Source organism: Sphingomonas sp. ERG5, from assembly GCF_000803065.1.
Taxonomy (GTDB): Bacteria; Pseudomonadota; Alphaproteobacteria; order Sphingomonadales; family Sphingomonadaceae; genus Sphingomonas.
On the sequence record NZ_JSXI01000010.1, the window covers coordinates 11,769 to 26,004 of the forward strand.

General features: G+C 65.8%; 13 protein-coding genes. 3 read left to right on the forward strand and 10 right to left on the reverse strand.

What is annotated here, in order from left to right; all coding sequences use genetic code 11:
• Positions 1-6: 6 nt before the first annotated feature.
• From OO12_RS02285 to pyrE, 5 genes are read right to left on the reverse strand one after another with little or no spacing between them, the layout of a single operon-like run.
• A complete protein-coding gene (locus tag OO12_RS02285) occupies positions 7-1,119 on the reverse strand; it encodes an AI-2E family transporter (protein ID WP_052215448.1) in 1,113 nt (370 codons plus the stop codon).
• Complete coding sequence (gene lepB, locus OO12_RS02290) at positions 1,116-2,018, reverse strand: signal peptidase I (protein ID WP_034157021.1); 903 nt, start codon at positions 2,016-2,018, stop codon at positions 1,116-1,118. Before lepB ends, OO12_RS02285 begins: the two co-directional genes overlap by 4 nt.
• Complete coding sequence (acpS, locus tag OO12_RS02295) at positions 2,018-2,443, reverse strand: holo-ACP synthase (RefSeq protein ID WP_034157022.1); 426 nt, start codon at positions 2,441-2,443, stop codon at positions 2,018-2,020. The genes lepB and acpS overlap by 1 nt, the downstream gene beginning before the upstream one ends.
• A 45-nt stretch (positions 2,444-2,488) precedes the next feature.
• Complete coding sequence (locus OO12_RS02300) at positions 2,489-3,244, reverse strand: pyridoxine 5'-phosphate synthase (protein WP_034157023.1); 756 nt, start codon at positions 3,242-3,244, stop codon at positions 2,489-2,491.
• Positions 3,241-3,822 carry an orotate phosphoribosyltransferase gene (gene pyrE / locus OO12_RS02305; protein WP_034157024.1) on the reverse strand — a complete coding sequence of 194 codons (582 nt, stop codon included), beginning with the start codon at positions 3,820-3,822 and terminating at the stop codon, positions 3,241-3,243. The genes OO12_RS02300 and pyrE overlap by 4 nt, the downstream gene beginning before the upstream one ends.
• 209 nt (positions 3,823-4,031) lie before the next feature.
• On the opposite strand from pyrE, the gene coxB reads away from it, so the two are divergent.
• From coxB to OO12_RS02320, 3 genes are all read left to right on the forward strand, one after another.
• The gene (coxB, locus tag OO12_RS02310) at positions 4,032-5,174 is read left to right on the forward strand and encodes a cytochrome c oxidase subunit II (RefSeq protein WP_082006292.1); all 1,143 of its coding nucleotides are present in this window, start codon (positions 4,032-4,034) and stop codon (positions 5,172-5,174) included.
• A gap of 3 nt (positions 5,175-5,177) precedes the next feature.
• On the forward strand, positions 5,178-6,860 hold the full coding sequence (ctaD, locus tag OO12_RS02315; protein ID WP_034157025.1) for a cytochrome c oxidase subunit I: 1,683 nt from the start codon (positions 5,178-5,180) through the stop codon (positions 6,858-6,860).
• A 112-nt stretch (positions 6,861-6,972) separates the two neighbouring features.
• Positions 6,973-7,992 carry a glycosyltransferase family 4 protein gene (locus OO12_RS02320; protein ID WP_034157026.1) on the forward strand — a complete coding sequence of 340 codons (1,020 nt, stop codon included), beginning with the start codon at positions 6,973-6,975 and terminating at the stop codon, positions 7,990-7,992.
• Here OO12_RS02320 and OO12_RS02325 read toward each other — a convergent pair.
• The 5 genes from OO12_RS02325 to OO12_RS02345 all read right to left on the reverse strand — a co-directional run bounded on the left by OO12_RS02325 (position 7,903) and on the right by OO12_RS02345 (position 14,145).
• The gene (locus tag OO12_RS02325; protein WP_034157027.1) at positions 7,903-9,189 is read right to left on the reverse strand and encodes a hypothetical protein; all 1,287 of its coding nucleotides are present in this window, start codon (positions 9,187-9,189) and stop codon (positions 7,903-7,905) included. The genes OO12_RS02320 and OO12_RS02325 overlap by 90 nt on opposite strands.
• Positions 9,186-10,169, reverse strand: a complete 984-nt coding sequence (locus OO12_RS02330; protein WP_034157028.1) for a hypothetical protein — start codon at positions 10,167-10,169, stop codon at positions 9,186-9,188. The genes OO12_RS02325 and OO12_RS02330 overlap by 4 nt, the downstream gene beginning before the upstream one ends.
• Positions 10,160-13,081 (reverse strand): type 2 lanthipeptide synthetase LanM, encoded by a 2,922-nt coding sequence (gene lanM, locus OO12_RS02335; RefSeq protein WP_082006290.1) that lies wholly within the window; start codon positions 13,079-13,081, stop codon positions 10,160-10,162. The genes OO12_RS02330 and lanM overlap by 10 nt, the downstream gene beginning before the upstream one ends.
• Positions 13,082-13,150: 69 nt before the next feature.
• Complete coding sequence (locus tag OO12_RS02340; RefSeq protein ID WP_034157030.1) at positions 13,151-13,561, reverse strand: hypothetical protein; 411 nt, start codon at positions 13,559-13,561, stop codon at positions 13,151-13,153.
• A 179-nt stretch (positions 13,562-13,740) separates the two neighbouring features.
• Positions 13,741-14,145, reverse strand: coding sequence for a Nif11-like leader peptide family natural product precursor (locus OO12_RS02345; RefSeq protein WP_034157031.1), 405 nt, complete (start codon positions 14,143-14,145; stop codon positions 13,741-13,743).
• Between the last annotated feature and the right edge of the window lie 91 nt (positions 14,146-14,236).

A 14,236-nucleotide genomic window follows, 5' to 3' on the forward strand; every position in this document is an offset into this window, starting at 1 on the left:
CCCCGGTCATGCCGGCGCCCCGGCCCCGTCTTCCGCGCCATCGCCCTCCTGAGAATCCTCTTCTTCGGAGCGCTCGGAGCTGCGTTCCATCGCGACCTTGATCATCGCGGTCATCGGGTCGGCCAGCGCCAGCCCCATCACGCCGAACAGCGCGCTGGCGAGGATCTGCGCGCCAAGTGTTAGCGCCGGCGGCAAATCGACGGTACGCTTGGCGACCATCGGAATGACGACATAGCCGTCGAAGGTCTGCACCGCGAAATAGCTGAAGATCGCCCACAGCCCGGTGTCCACGCCAGCGCTGAACCCGACCGAAACCATCAGCACACCGCTGACGAACGCGCCGATATTGGGGATGAAGGCTAGAATGCCGGTGATGATGCCAAGCAGCAGCGCCATCGGCACGCCGCCGATCGCCAGCACGATCCAGATCAGCACGCCTTCGAACGCCATGCCGGCAAGTCGCCCGGCGAGCAGGCGGCGCATGGTCTGGCCCATGCGCTGAAGCGTGATGGCGAATTCGCGGCGATTGTCCATCGGGACCATCCATTGCACGCCGCGCTCATAGACCCGGGGATCCATCGCCAGGAACAGTCCGATGATCAGCACCATGAACAGGCTGGTCAACGCACCCGCCGCCGTGCCGACAAAGGAGGTGAGACGGCCGACCGAGCCCATCGCCTGTTGCAGGATGCTGTTGAGATCGGAACGGCCGGGCATGACGCCCATTTGCGACAGCCAGTGCGTGACGCGGTTGAACTGTTCGATCAGGGTCGATTGCAGCTGCGTGACCTGCTGCACGACCTGCACCCCGGTCAGATAGAAGGTGCCGCCCAGGAAGGCGACGGTCAGCACGACGACGATCAGCAACCGCCAGCTGCGCCCGATCTTGAGCACCCGACCGAGCAGGCGCACCCCGCCATCGAGCATCGAGGCGAACACCAGCCCGGCAAAGATGATCAGCAGCGGCTGGATCAGCAGGACGACCAGCGCCATCCCCGCCGCCAGGCTCAGCCAGACGGTCGCGCGCTTCAATTCCGCGCGAATGATCGGATCGCGCACCTCATGCGGGCTGGCGCCTGTAACAAGCTCGATGCCGTCAGGCGGGCGCCGATCGGTCATTTCTTTTCTTCCCGCGGATGCAGCGAACTACCGGCCCGGCCCGGCCGCAGCGACCCCCACCAGGTCAGCGGATTCCAGGTCGCCGCGCCATCGAGCGAGAAAGTGATGAATTCGGCGCGACCGCCGACATATTCCCACGGCACCGGACCGCCAAGACCGAGATCGGGTTCGCCGAGCCGGAAGCGGCTGTCCGAACTGCGGTCGCGATTGTCGCCCATCAGGAAGACATGTTTGTCGGGGATGGTGATCGGGCCATAATTGTCGCCCTGGCTGTCGGGCTGCAGGTCGACCGTCTCGTAGCTGCGGCCATTGGGCAACGTCTCGGTGAACAGCGGCAGACGGCAGAAGCTCTTGCCGTCCTTGTCGGTTTCGAGCGCGCCGGGATATTGGCTCGCGTCGCACGTCGCATTGGGATCGACCGGGATGCGCGCCTCATGCATCGGCCCGCGCTTCACCGCGACGCCGTTCAGGAACACCACGCCGCCACGCACCTGCAGCCGGTCGCCGGGCAAGCCGATGATGCGCTTGATATAGTCGGTCTTGGTGCCGGGCGGCGTGACGATCACGACATCGCCGCGTTCCGGCATGCGGCCGAACAATCGCCCATGGAAGAAGGGCAGCAAATGAAAGGTCGGCGACACGAACGACCAGCCATAGGGATATTTGGTCACGACCAGCCGGTCGCCGACCAGCAGGCCCGGCAGCATCGATTCGGACGGGATATAGAAGGGCTTGGCGATGAAGCTGTGGAAACCGAGCACCGCCAATATCAGCCAGACGATGCCCTTGGCCTCGTCCCACCAATTGGTGCGCGGCTTGCCGGCCTGTACCGGGGGTTCAGTCCCGGTCTCTTCGGCCGCGGGCTGATTTGCGTCCAACGCCAATTCCTCGGCCGCCATTACTCTTCCTTGCCATTATCGTTTTTGATCGCGATGGCCTCGATGATCACAAAGGCCTGCGCCCAGGGATGATCGTCGGTCATCGTCAAATGTACGTTCGCGACGTGGCCCGCAGGGGTTAACGCGTCAAGTCTCGCCTTGGCCCCACCGGTCAGCGCAAGCGTCGGCGCACCCGATCGCGCGTTGACCACGCCAATGTCCTTCATGAACACACCGGCCTTGAAACCGGTGCCGACCGCCTTGGAAAAAGCCTCTTTCGCGGCGAAGCGCTTGGCCAGCGTGCCGGCCTTGGTGAAGGGACGCCGCGCCGCCTTGGCGCGCTCGACCTCAGTGAACACGCGCAGTTCGAATCGCTCGCCGAAGCGGTCGAGCGACGCCTGAATCCGCTCGATGCTGCACAGGTCGGAACCGAGTCCGATGATCATATCAATCCTCCCCCTCCCCGTGCCGGGGAGGATTGAGCAAAGCGCTCACCGCGCCACGTCCATCGCCGCGCGCATGGTGCGAACCGCTTCATCCAGCCCGACGAACATCGCTTCGCCGACCAGGAAATGGCCGATGTTCAGCTCACGCACTTGCCGGATCGCGGCGATCGGCGCGACATTGTCATAGGTCAGGCCGTGGCCGGCATGGACTTCGATGCCATTCTTCGCCGCCAGCGCCGCCGCGTCCGCGAGACGGCGCAGTTCCTCCGCCTGCGCTTCGCCCGTCAATTCGGCATAGCGCCCGGTGTGCAGTTCCACGACCGGTGCGCCGAGGCGAAGCGCCGCCTCTATCTGTCGTGCGTCGGGTTCGATGAACAGCGACACGCGGATGTTCGCGTTGCTCAGGCTCGCGACCAAGGGCGCGAGATGATTGTGTTGGCCGGCCGCATCGAGCCCGCCCTCGGTGGTGCGCTCCTCGCGCTTCTCCGGCACGATGCAGGCGGCATGCGGCCGGTGGCGCAGCGCGATCGCCAGCATCTCATCAGTCGCGGCCATTTCCAGGTTGAGCGGGATGGTCAGCGCATCGGACAGCCGCGCGATATCGTCGTCAGTGATGTGCCGCCGATCCTCGCGCAGATGCGCGGTGATGCCGTCGGCCCCGGCCTCGGCCGCAAGCAGCGCCGCACGCACCGGATCGGGATAGCCCGCGCCGCGCGCGTTCCGCACCGTCGCGACATGGTCGATATTGACCCCAAGGCGAAGCCGACCTTCATCGGCGCGGCGAAGATGGTCGTCGGTCATGCAGCGCGACTGCCGGGCTTGATCGCCGGAATCGCCGCCAGTTCCGGCGGCAGTGCGTCAACCGCATAGGTCGGTACATCGAGCCGGATCAGCGGGAAGAACGGCACGCCGAGATCCGCGCTGCCGTTCGATCGATCGACCAATGCCGCCGCAGCGACGGTCACGCCGCCCGCCCGACCGATCGCGGCGATCGCTTCGCGCGAGCTCAGCCCGGTGGTGACCACATCCTCCATCATCAGTACGCGCGTGCCGGGCGCGAGGCGGAAGCCGCGGCGCAGTTCGAACACGCCGTCGGGCCGTTCGAGGAACATCGCCTCGACCCCCAGGGCGCGCGCCATTTCATGTCCGGCAATCACCCCGCCCATCGCCGGCGAGACCACTGCCTGCACCGATTCGCGAATATCGTCAGGGAGTTGCGCGGCGATCGCTTCGGCCAGCCGCGCGCCGCGCGCAGGATCCATCAGCACGCGGGCGCATTGCAGATAGCGCGGCGAGCGCAATCCGGACGACAGGATGAAATGTCCCTCGAGCAACGCCTCGGCGGCACGGAATTCTGCGAGAACCTGTTCTTCGGTCATGGCGAGGGCCCTTTCGTCGAGGCCCAAATAGGGGGGCAGACACCCCAAGCGCAACGCCGCCCGAAGAAAGCCGCCCAAAAAAGCCGCTCCCAAGCTTGAGACACGCGAGGGTCGCGCGTATAGGCCCGTCACAAACGGGCGTATTCCCGCCCAGCGTCACCTTATCAACAGGGGTGGCGTGTTCGCCAGGGATGACGACATTGATGCGTATGACGGGGTTGAAATCGATCATGCTAGCGGCAGGCTTGCTGCTGGCGGGAGCAGGTCCAGGGATTGGCCATGCTGCGGCGCCAGTCGCGCCGGCAGTCACTGCGCCAGCCGCTACGGCACCAGCCGCACCAGCGGCAACCGCGCCGCAGGCCACGACCACCGCGGCCGCGGCCAAGCCGACCGACCCGGCCCTCGCGCAGGACGGCGCGCCGATCATGGCCCCGACCGCGGGCGTCGGCCAGCCGGTCGACGGCCATTGGGGCATCCAGCCGCAGGTCACCAAGAATGGCGAGCGGGCGCACTGGTTCCATGACGCGATCCTTGTGCCCGTCATCACCGTGATTTCGCTGTTCGTGCTCGGCCTGCTGTTCTGGGTGATGTACCGCTATCGCGCCGCGGCCAACCCGGTGGCGTCGAAGACATCGCACAACACGCTGATCGAAATCGTCTGGACGCTGGCCCCGGTGATCATCCTGGTGCTGCTCGCGGTGCCGTCGATCGGGCTGCTCCAGGCGCAGTACAAGCCGGCCCCGACCAACGCCATCACGCTGAAGGCGATCGGCAACCAATGGTATTGGTCGTATCAATATCCCGATAATGGCGGGTTCGAAGTGACCGCCAACATGCTCAAGGAAAAGGGCGATGTCCCCGCCGGCGAGCGGTTCCGCACCGATGCCGACGGCCCCCGCCTGCTTGCCGCCGACAATCGCGTCGTCCTGCCGGTCGGCGTACCGATCCGCCTGATCACCACTGCCAACGACGTGATCCATAGCTGGGCAGTGCCCGCTTTCTGGATCAAGCTCGACGCAGTGCCCGGGCGCCTGAACGAGACCAGCTTCACCATCGAGAAGCCCGGCGTCTATTTCGGCCAGTGCTCCGAACTGTGCGGCGCGCGCCATGGCTATATGCCGATCGCGGTCGAAGCCGTGACGCCGGAACAGTTCGCCGCCTGGGTCAAGGCCAAGGGCGGCACGCCCAAGGGCGCGAAGCCGGCAGCACCCGCGGCGGCCGCACCCGCCGCGCCGGCGCCCGCCGCAGCGGCAGTCGCCAACACCACGGGTCCGGTCGAGAATGCGACCAGCGCCGCAACCACCACTCAGGGCGCAGCGGCTAAACCCGCCGCCGCCGGCACCGGACACTAAGACATGACCGATACCGCCATTCATTCGTCCGCGTTCGACGCGCACGGCCACGCCCATGATCACGCGCATGACGGGGACCATAAGCCCGGTTTCTTCGCGCGCTGGTTCATGTCGACCAACCATAAGGACATCGGCACGCTCTACCTGATCTTCGCGATCACCGCGGGGATCATCGGTGGGTCGATCTCGGGCATGATGCGCGCCGAGCTGATGCATCCGGGCATCCAGTATCTCGGCACCTGGGTGCATTACCTGCCCGGCGGCGAAGCGGGTCTCGATCATTCGCTCCACCTGTGGAACGTGCTGGTCACCGCGCACGGCCTGATCATGGTGTTCTTCATGGTCATGCCGGCGATGATCGGTGGCTTCGGCAACTGGTTCGTCCCGATCATGATCGGCGCGCCGGACATGGCCTTCCCGCGCATGAACAACATTTCGTTCTGGCTGCTGGTGCCCGCGTTCTCGCTGCTGCTCGCCTCGCCCTTCTTCGGCGGCGCCGGCAATGGCTGGACGCTTTATGCGCCGCTCTCCACTTATGGCGAGCCCGGGCCGTCGACCGACATGGCGATCCTGTCGCTTCACCTTGCCGGCGCCAGCTCGATCCTCGGCGCGATCAACTTCATCACCACCATCTTCAACATGCGCGCGCCGGGCATGACCCTGCACAAGATGCCGCTGTTCGTATGGTCGGTGCTGGTCACCGCCTTCCTGCTGCTGCTCGCACTGCCGGTGCTCGCGGCCGCCATCACCATGCTGCTGACCGATCGCAATTTCGGCACCACCTTCTTCGATCCGGCCGGCGGCGGCGATCCGATCCTGTACCAGCATCTGTTCTGGTTCTTCGGTCACCCCGAAGTGTACATCATGATCCTGCCGGGCTTCGGCATCGTCAGCCAGATCATCGCAACCTTCTCGAAAAAGCCGGTCTTCGGCTATCTCGGCATGGCTTACGCGATGGTCGCGATCGGCGTGGTCGGTTTCGTCGTGTGGGCGCACCACATGTTCACCACCGGCCTCAGCGTGAACACCAAGATGTACTTCACCGCCGCGACGATGGTCATCGCGGTCCCGACCGGCATCAAGATCTTCTCCTGGATCGCGACGATGTGGGGCGGATCGATGAGCTTCAAGACGCCGATGCTATGGGCGATCGGCTTCATCTTCATGTTCACCGTCGGCGGCGTGACCGGCGTCGTGCTCGCCAATGGCGGCGTCGACGATTACATGCAGGACACCTATTACGTGGTGGCGCATTTCCACTATGTTCTCAGCCTTGGCGCGGTGTTCAGCCTGTTCGCTGGCTTCTATTACTGGTTCGCGAAAATGTCGGGCCGGAACTATAACGAGTTCCTCGGCAAGCTGCACTTCTGGGTGTTCTTCGTCGGCGTGAACGTGATGTTCTTCCCGATGCATTTCCTCGGCCTGCAGGGCATGCCGCGCCGCATGCCCGATTACACCGACGGCCTCGCATACTGGAACCTGGTCGCGACGATCGGCTATATGATCATGGCCGGGTCGATGGTGATCTTCTTCGTCAACCTGTTCTGGTCGCTGGCCAAGGGCAGCAAGGCGGCGGACAATCCCTGGGGCGAAGGCGCGACGACGCTGGAATGGACGCTGTCCAGCCCGCCGCCTTATCACCAGTTCGAAACGCTCCCGGTGATCGACGACGGTGGTCATCACTGAGATCGGAAGACCCCGAACAACGAAACGCCCCGGTGATGAGCCGGGGCGTTTTGCTTATGGGACGTTGCGGCACCACCCCCACGCGCTAGGGTGAGGCGATGAGCCTGTCCGCATGACCGTACCGATGCTGTTCATTCGCGAGGTGCGGCGGCCGACCGGCGGCAACATCAAGGTGCGGGACTATTTCGGCCATGCCGCGGCGCACCCCGGAATCGATGCGCGGATCTGGTTTCCGTCCGGCTCGGATCATGCGTCGAACGATATCTGGGCCGGCCTGATGCCGGAGCGCATCGCCGCACCGCCCGATGCGCCGCCAGACCTCAACGCCTTCCGCTTCGTTTGCGTCAACGGCAAGGACTGGTCGCTGCTGCCCGACCTTCCCGCAGCGACGGAGATGATCCACTTCGTCCAGCATCCGGGGTATCTCGCCGACCCGCTGCTGCGCGCCTATCTCGAACGGCCCGCCCGGCGCATCTGCACCACCCAGGCGCTTGCAGACCAGATCGCGCCGGTGGCGAACGGACCGATCCATGTCGTGCCGATCGGCATGGATCCCGCCTTTCTCGCCCTGCGCCGTCCGCGCAAACGTCACCGCATCACAATCCTTGGCGCGAAACAGCACGACTTCGCAGCCCTGCTCGCCGAACGGCTCCGGACGCTCGGCCATGCGCCACTCCTGCTCGATGGCGCGTGGCGCCCGCATGCCGATCAGGCCGCGATCATATTGGCGACCGATATATTGGTCGCATTGCCGATCCGTGCCGAGGGCTTTTACCTGCCCGCGATCGAGGGCATGGCCGCCGGCTGCGTCGTCATCTGCAGCGATGTGACCGGCAATCGTGGGCATTGCATCGCCGGGCGGACGTGCCTGCAACCGGAGTTCGGCGACCTGGACGCGCATGTCGAGGCGGTGCGCCGGGCGCTCACCGACCAGCCGCTCCGGTCACGCCTGTTGCAGGGTGGGCGCGCCATGGCGGCGCGCCACAGCAAGGCAGCGGAGCGACGGGCGTTCCACGCCGTGCTCGACACCGCGCTCGGCTCATCACGCGACCAGCGCGATGACGTCTCCGAAAAAGCCGTGCTTGGTGCGGGTGCTGAGGGCAAGACGCGCGCCGAGCGGGCCGGATCCTAACCGGCGCGCCAGCTCTTCCAACTCCCCGGCCACCTCGTCCGCATCATGGTGCAACGTGCCGACCGAGCCGATGAATTCCAGCTCGATCTGGTCGAGCGTGCGGCCATCGCCGGCGAAACAATGATCGACACTGATGAGATAGGCCCGCCCGCTCGGCAGTGAAAAGGGTATCTTGGTCTGCGTCTTTTCGAATGTGGCGAGGTGGATCCAGCCGCGTTCACGCAGGAAATCGCCAAGCGATACCGCCACGCCGTCGCGATCGGTGGCGTGCATCGCCGATGTGTCGCGCAACAACACCGCGCCCAGCGACCGCGCGTTGCGCTTGCGCTTTGCCGATAATCGCCCGCTCGGCGTTTCCACCACGGTGCATGCATCGCTGGTCAGGGGGTCACGGCACAGATGATAGCGGCGCATCCGTTCGATCCGATGCGGCGGCGGCAGCAACAAGCGGATCTCGCCAAGCGACCGCTCCACGGCATCGATTGCCGCCGCGTCGACCACGCCATCGACGTCGAACTTCAGTTCGACCTCCGGAAAGGATTCGGGTGCGGGCAAGACCCGATCGCGCAGCATGTCCTGGAACAGCAATTCGAGCGCGCGGTTGGGACGGCGCCGGGCCAGCGCATCCGCATCAACCACTTCGCGCGACCGTTCGATCCAGCGCTGCGTCGGCCCTTTGAATTCGAGTCGCGGTCCCAGCTGGCCGAGCGGCCTGACCAGCCCGTCGTCCGTCAATCGGAACAGGTGGCGATCGAGATCGACGGTCACGCGCTCTGCCTCGGATGACGCCGTATCCGCCGCGAGGCTGTAATGGACCCGTTCGGAGACGCGCACCGATCCCGGACGATAGTTCATACCGGCCAGTTGCACCGTCGCGCCACGATCCGGCCAGCACAGCGTCGCGTCCCCCAGCGATCGCATCGTCCCGGACGATTCCTTGCGCTGAAGCTTGCCGGCGAGCCCCTTGCGCAACAGATTGGCGACCGCATCCGCCGACAGGGTCGGAAGATCGCAATAGCTGCGCAGGCGGATGACCGTCTCGAGGTCGATTTCCCCTTCATGCGCCGGGTGTAGAAACAGCGTGATCGTATGCGACCACGGCCGGGCGATAACTGGAAAACGCCACAGTCCGGCGCGCGCGGCGGACAAGTCGGTCGCGAACAGATCGCCACGCCATTCGATCCGCGCGTCGCTCATGCCGCACGCATCGCCGGTCGCGTCGCACCACGACGGTAAAAGGCGGCGAGATAGGCCTTGGCGCGCACCGTCCCGTCCGTCTCCGCGACCAGCTTCAGATGGCCGAGCGCGCGGGCCGCATGACCGCGATGCCGGGGCCCGAGCAGCACGTCGAGACTGTGCAGCGGCTCGGGCCAGCGCGGACCGCCCCGGTCGGCCTCGTCGGGCCAGGCCAGGATCGCTTCGGCTTCGTCGCGGCAGCACAAATCGTATCCGACAAACCGGTCGAGCACCGCCGCGACCGCTTGCTCGGGCGGCGGCATGTACAGCTCGATGCCGATGCGCGACGACAACACCGCGCCCAATTCGAGCGCAAGAATGAACGACACGGGCAGCCCTTCGACGAGCGACACGAGCCGGTCGAGCGCCGCCAGCGGACCGGAACCGCATCCTGCGTTCACGGCATAGCGGCGGAGCGCGGCGGCCGACGATGCGCCGATATTGACCCGGATCGGCCGACCGGCCCGGCCGAACATCGCGCCGACATGCGTGATCCAGCTTTCGTCCGCCACTTGCGCCGCCGCGGCGCGCGCCAGCATGTCGTGCATCGGGGCCGGCATCTGTTCAAGCAGGCCCGTCGCCAATGCGGCCAGCGCCGTGCCGGTCAGCGGCGGGCTGGATCGCACCGTGTGGAACAAGGCCGGCGATCCGGCATCGCCATCAAGGTCATATTCCAGGCACAATGTGTCCGGATCGACCGACAAGGCCATCGGGCGCAGCGCGTCAGGCCAATGCGCGACTTGGCCGATGCTCAGATCGACTCGCGACGCGCCAGATCCCAGATGGCGTTCGAACAGCAGAAAGCGGGCCGACGGCAAGTGCAACGACAGGGTGCGCAGCCGCTCGACCGCCACCGTATCGAACAAAGGCGGCACCAGCGTCGGCGCCAGGCGGTCGAGCATCGCACCGACCGTCGGCGTCAGGGTGGCGGTCAATTCCATGTCAGGACAGTCGGCAACCGCCCCGGCGCGGCGAGACGCAGCAAGGTATAGCCGACCCCGGCCAGTCCGCTGAACAGCCCCGGCTTCAGATGATCGGGTCCGTCATTGACGTCGAGCGCGAACGAACCCGTTTCACGCTGATGCTCCAAGCGAACCTGCGCCATCGCAATTGCCTGGGCATGGAGTAGAGGGCGGTCGAGGACCTGCCCCGCCTCGCTCAGGAAATCGAGCCGCCCGAAATTACCGCAGCACAAATGGTCGATCGGGCCGATGCCATTGCCCAGAGTCGCCGCGATCGCGGTTTCGACCTCCTCCAGCACCTGCTGATCGACATGAAGGTCAAGCATGGCGAGGCGCGATACGCCAATGCCCGGCGCGCCATGGCACCACATCATCGAGCAAGGCGGCCGGCCCGTCTCCGGCTCGGGCGGGAAGCGCAGGTCGGGCCAGTTGCCCGCCGCGACGTCGAACAGGCTGCGCTCGAACGCGATTGCCTCGCCGGCCGTGCGTCCGAACGCCGCATCGCCGGTGGCGTGGGAGAGTCGCGCCAGTGCCAGGGCAAACCCGGCGGCGCCGTGCGACATGCCCGGCGCGCGCGCGACTTCAGTCCATTGCTGCGTCAGGCGCCGGCCAGCGGCGGCCGCCCGATCGATCAGGTCCGACGCGCCGGTACGCTGATGCAGCGCCAGCAGTGAGACGATCGCGCCGGCGGTGCCGTACAATATATCGGCATGCGTATCAGCGGCGATCGCCGCATCGTCGATATCACCGGCAATCCGCGTTGCATCGCTCAGCAGCGCATCGTCGCCAAGCAGATCGGCGCAGCGGGTCAGTGCATAGACCAGCGCCCCGAGGCCAGCCCCGGCGCCGATCCCGGTGATCCGCCCCGTCCCGGCATCCGACGCCCGCAGATCGAATGTGCGGATCGGGGCCAGCGCCGCATGGGCCGCGTTGCGCAGATCATCGCGCCCGCCCAGCGCCGCGCCGGCGGCGAGGAACAGCGCAATACCGGCATTGCCCTCATAGAGCCCATGGCCCAGCCGCTGCGGCGCATAGCAATCCGCCGCCTTGTAATAATGTAGTCCGATCCACTGCGCGCGCCCCTGATCGAGGCCATGAGCGCTGGCGACGATCCGGTCGGCGATGTCCAGCGCCGCCCGCATCAGCTCGTCCGACCGATCGCCAGGCCCCGGAATCGGCACCGGCGCGCGATCGCCATCGACTGTCCCGCGTCGGGTTCTCGCCGCCGCGACGCTCGCACCAATCAAGGTGATCTGCCGCGCGAGATCGGGCGCGCCGAGCCGGTCGAACCGTTCCAGCATATCGGGATAGGCACAGCGCAACCCGGGGGCATCGACCGTTGTGCCGTCGCATGCCGTCACCGTCACGCCCGACGTATCGACCGTGAAATAGGGGATGTCGCGCCGCTCCAGCGCTGCAATCTCGGCATCGCGCAGCCGCATCCAGTGCGGATCGGCGGCGTCGACCAGCACAGGCAGCTGTTCGAAATGCGCGCGGTACGCAGCGAAGCTTTCCAGGCAATGCGGCACCAGGCTCTTCTGCAGCATGGTGCCGTACTGCATCGTCCCGCGCAGCACGAACCGCGCCCGCGCCGTGCCCAGCGCGCGGAGTTCGGCCGATTGCCTCAAGGCATCGCGCCGTTCGACCAGGCGCCGATACATCGCGGCAAAGCCCTCGCTCAATGCATCGAGGTCGATCTCCGGACTGTCGGAAATCTCGGCATCAGGCGTCACCGGCTCGCTCGCCAGAGTCATCGCATCGGTGTTGAGCGCGCGCCACCGCTGGCGTGCGAAATTGCCGCGCACCGCACCGCGCCAGCCGAGCGCGCTGACATCGCAGGCCCCGTCGCCTTCGGGCGCATGGATCCAATAGGGCAGCAAGCCCGGTCGCATGACGCTGTCCCAATCCCATGGATCGCCAAGATGGGCGCGATCGACCGGCGTGCCGGACAGTGCCGGATGCAGCGCGGTTTCCGCGTCGATCATGACCAACTCGCCGCCGCGCACGATGAAATTCTCGAAATGGCAATCGGTCGCGCCGAGCAGATACAGCACCGCCAGCAACCGTCCCGAAGCGATGTCGAGCTGTTGCTGTTCCGCGGGCGTGGCGGGCGCAACCGGCGCGACCGCCTCCATCCAGCCATAGTCGCCGCACAGCAGAAAAGCGGGCCGGGTCGCCGATGGTTCGCAGCGCTGCCAAAAGGCATGGAAAGCGGCATCAAGCTCCAGATCGCGCGGCTTGTAGACAATCGACAGACCGGATTCGAACGCGAAGATCATCACCGCGCGTCCGTTGCGATGCGGATCGGACAGGGTCAGATGGAGCGACCGGATCGCGCCGGGATCACCTTCGCCACCCAGCATAAGGACGATCGCCGGAAGGTCGGAGAGGAGGCGCCCCGCCGCTTCGACCAAATGATCGTGGAAATGGCGTGTCTCGGTATCGAGGACATGAGCGAATACCGGATGACTGAGCCGCAGACGTTCGAACCCGCCCGCCAGCATGTCAGCGACAAAGCCGTCATAGCGGATACGCGACGCGCCTTCCTCGGGATTGGCGGCCCGGACCTCGCCATCAAGGAAGCGTGACAACAGGGTGAATCCCGGCGGGCGACAGTCATTGAACGCGCCCAGCAGCATCGGCACGCTGCACGACACCAGACGGTGGAGCAGCGTGCGTTCGATCATCCCGGTCACCGCGGGCGACAGCCGCTCGGCAAAGGCCGGGTGCACCTGCCCGAGCGTCGCCAGCAATGCGTCGACCGTCCGGCCGACCAGCGGCGCCAGGACGTGCTCGAACGGCAATGGCATGGCGGGATCGACGCCCGGCAAGACGCTTGCCGGGCGGGCGGAAACGGACAGGGTCGGTGCCTGCGTCATCATGTCAGGCATGACCGATCAACAATGATGGGACAACACCGTCCCGCCCCGACCGAGAGGCCGGACCAGCGCGGTCGGCCGTCAGCGGCAACTCGAATTATAGGGATTCGCCGTGCACAAATTCTGGCAGGTGTTCCCCAAAGTGCAGCCATTGGTCTGCGAACTGGGCGGGGGCTCAGTGCCGACATTGGCGGCGACGACGTCGTCGCGGCGTTTGACAAAGGCCTTGCACTGCTCCGGCGTGATCTCGACATTATGATCGGCACCGATGCCGACGAGGCGCTTGAAGAAATCCTCCACATCCTCGGCGCCGTGCAGGATGCTCTGCAGCCCCGGGCTCGCCGCAATCTTCCGTTTCAGGCCAAGCAGCAGGTCGTTCATGTCATCGCTCAGGCCATGATCGCCGGATACTGCTTGCCCCGCCTGTTGCGACGCGGCGCTCGCCGCGGCGGCATGCGGATCGGTCGAAGGCTTCTGTTCGTCACCACTCATCGCGTGCACCCCCTGCTGCCAGATACTGACCCGGATCGTCCGTCTGGGTACCGTTCGTTACGCATAGACAATGTTTCGGCATCGAGCGAGTCGCAGATAGAGCCACTCGCGATGCAATTTACAACGCTGGCGGATGCTGGGGGCGGATGCGGGGTCTCGGGCCCGACCAGCCACCGACATCAGCAACCCGAATTATAGGGATTCATCGTACAGAGCGACTGGCAGGTATTGCCCTGGGTGCAGTTATGGGTCTGCGAACTGGGCGGCGCTTCGGTGCCGACATTGGCGGCAACGACATCGTTGCGCCGCTGCACGAACGCCTTGCCCTGGTCCGGCGTGAAATCAATGCCGTGATCAGCGCCGATCCCGACCAGCCGTTTGAAGAAATCCTCGCCATCTTCGGCTGCCTGCAGCGCATTCTGTAGCGCCGGGCTGGCCGCGATCTTGCGCTTGAGGCCAAGCAGGACTTCATTCAGCTCGTCGCTCAGACCGTCCTGGGCAGGGAGTGCCTGCCCTGCCTGCTGCGCTGCGGCGCTCGCAGCATCTGCGTGCGGATCGGTGGAGGGAGTCTGTTCGTCGCTCATTGCGTGCATCCCTCAATTGTCTCGATACCGGCCTGGCCGGATCGCCCCATGTCGGGGAGTGGTTACGCATAGGCACTATTCCGGCGCTGGA

Excerpts from the sequence above, each read along its gene's own strand:
- pyrE (WP_034157024.1), bottom strand. The coding sequence starts at position 3,822 with ATGACCGAAGAACAGGTTCTCGCAGAATTCCGTGCCGCCGAGGCGTTG.
- OO12_RS02330 (WP_034157028.1), bottom strand. The coding sequence starts at position 10,169 with ATGGAATTGACCGCCACCCTGACGCCGACGGTCGGTGCGATGCTCGAC.
- lepB (WP_034157021.1), bottom strand. The coding sequence starts at position 2,018 with ATGGCGGCCGAGGAATTGGCGTTGGACGCAAATCAGCCCGCGGCCGAA.
- ctaD (WP_034157025.1), top strand. The coding sequence starts at position 5,178 with ATGACCGATACCGCCATTCATTCGTCCGCGTTCGACGCGCACGGCCAC.
- acpS (WP_034157022.1), bottom strand. The coding sequence starts at position 2,443 with ATGATCATCGGACTCGGTTCCGACCTGTGCAGCATCGAGCGGATTCAG.
- lanM (WP_082006290.1), bottom strand. The coding sequence starts at position 13,081 with ATGCCTGACATGATGACGCAGGCACCGACCCTGTCCGTTTCCGCCCGC.
- OO12_RS02300 (WP_034157023.1), bottom strand. The coding sequence starts at position 3,244 with ATGACCGACGACCATCTTCGCCGCGCCGATGAAGGTCGGCTTCGCCTT.
- coxB (WP_082006292.1), top strand. The coding sequence starts at position 4,032 with ATGACGGGGTTGAAATCGATCATGCTAGCGGCAGGCTTGCTGCTGGCG.
- OO12_RS02320 (WP_034157026.1), top strand. The coding sequence starts at position 6,973 with ATGACCGTACCGATGCTGTTCATTCGCGAGGTGCGGCGGCCGACCGGC.
- OO12_RS02285 (WP_052215448.1), bottom strand. The coding sequence starts at position 1,119 with ATGACCGATCGGCGCCCGCCTGACGGCATCGAGCTTGTTACAGGCGCC.
- OO12_RS02325 (WP_034157027.1), bottom strand. The coding sequence starts at position 9,189 with ATGAGCGACGCGCGGATCGAATGGCGTGGCGATCTGTTCGCGACCGAC.
- OO12_RS02340 (WP_034157030.1), bottom strand. The coding sequence starts at position 13,561 with ATGAGTGGTGACGAACAGAAGCCTTCGACCGATCCGCATGCCGCCGCG.
- OO12_RS02345 (WP_034157031.1), bottom strand. The coding sequence starts at position 14,145 with ATGAGCGACGAACAGACTCCCTCCACCGATCCGCACGCAGATGCTGCG.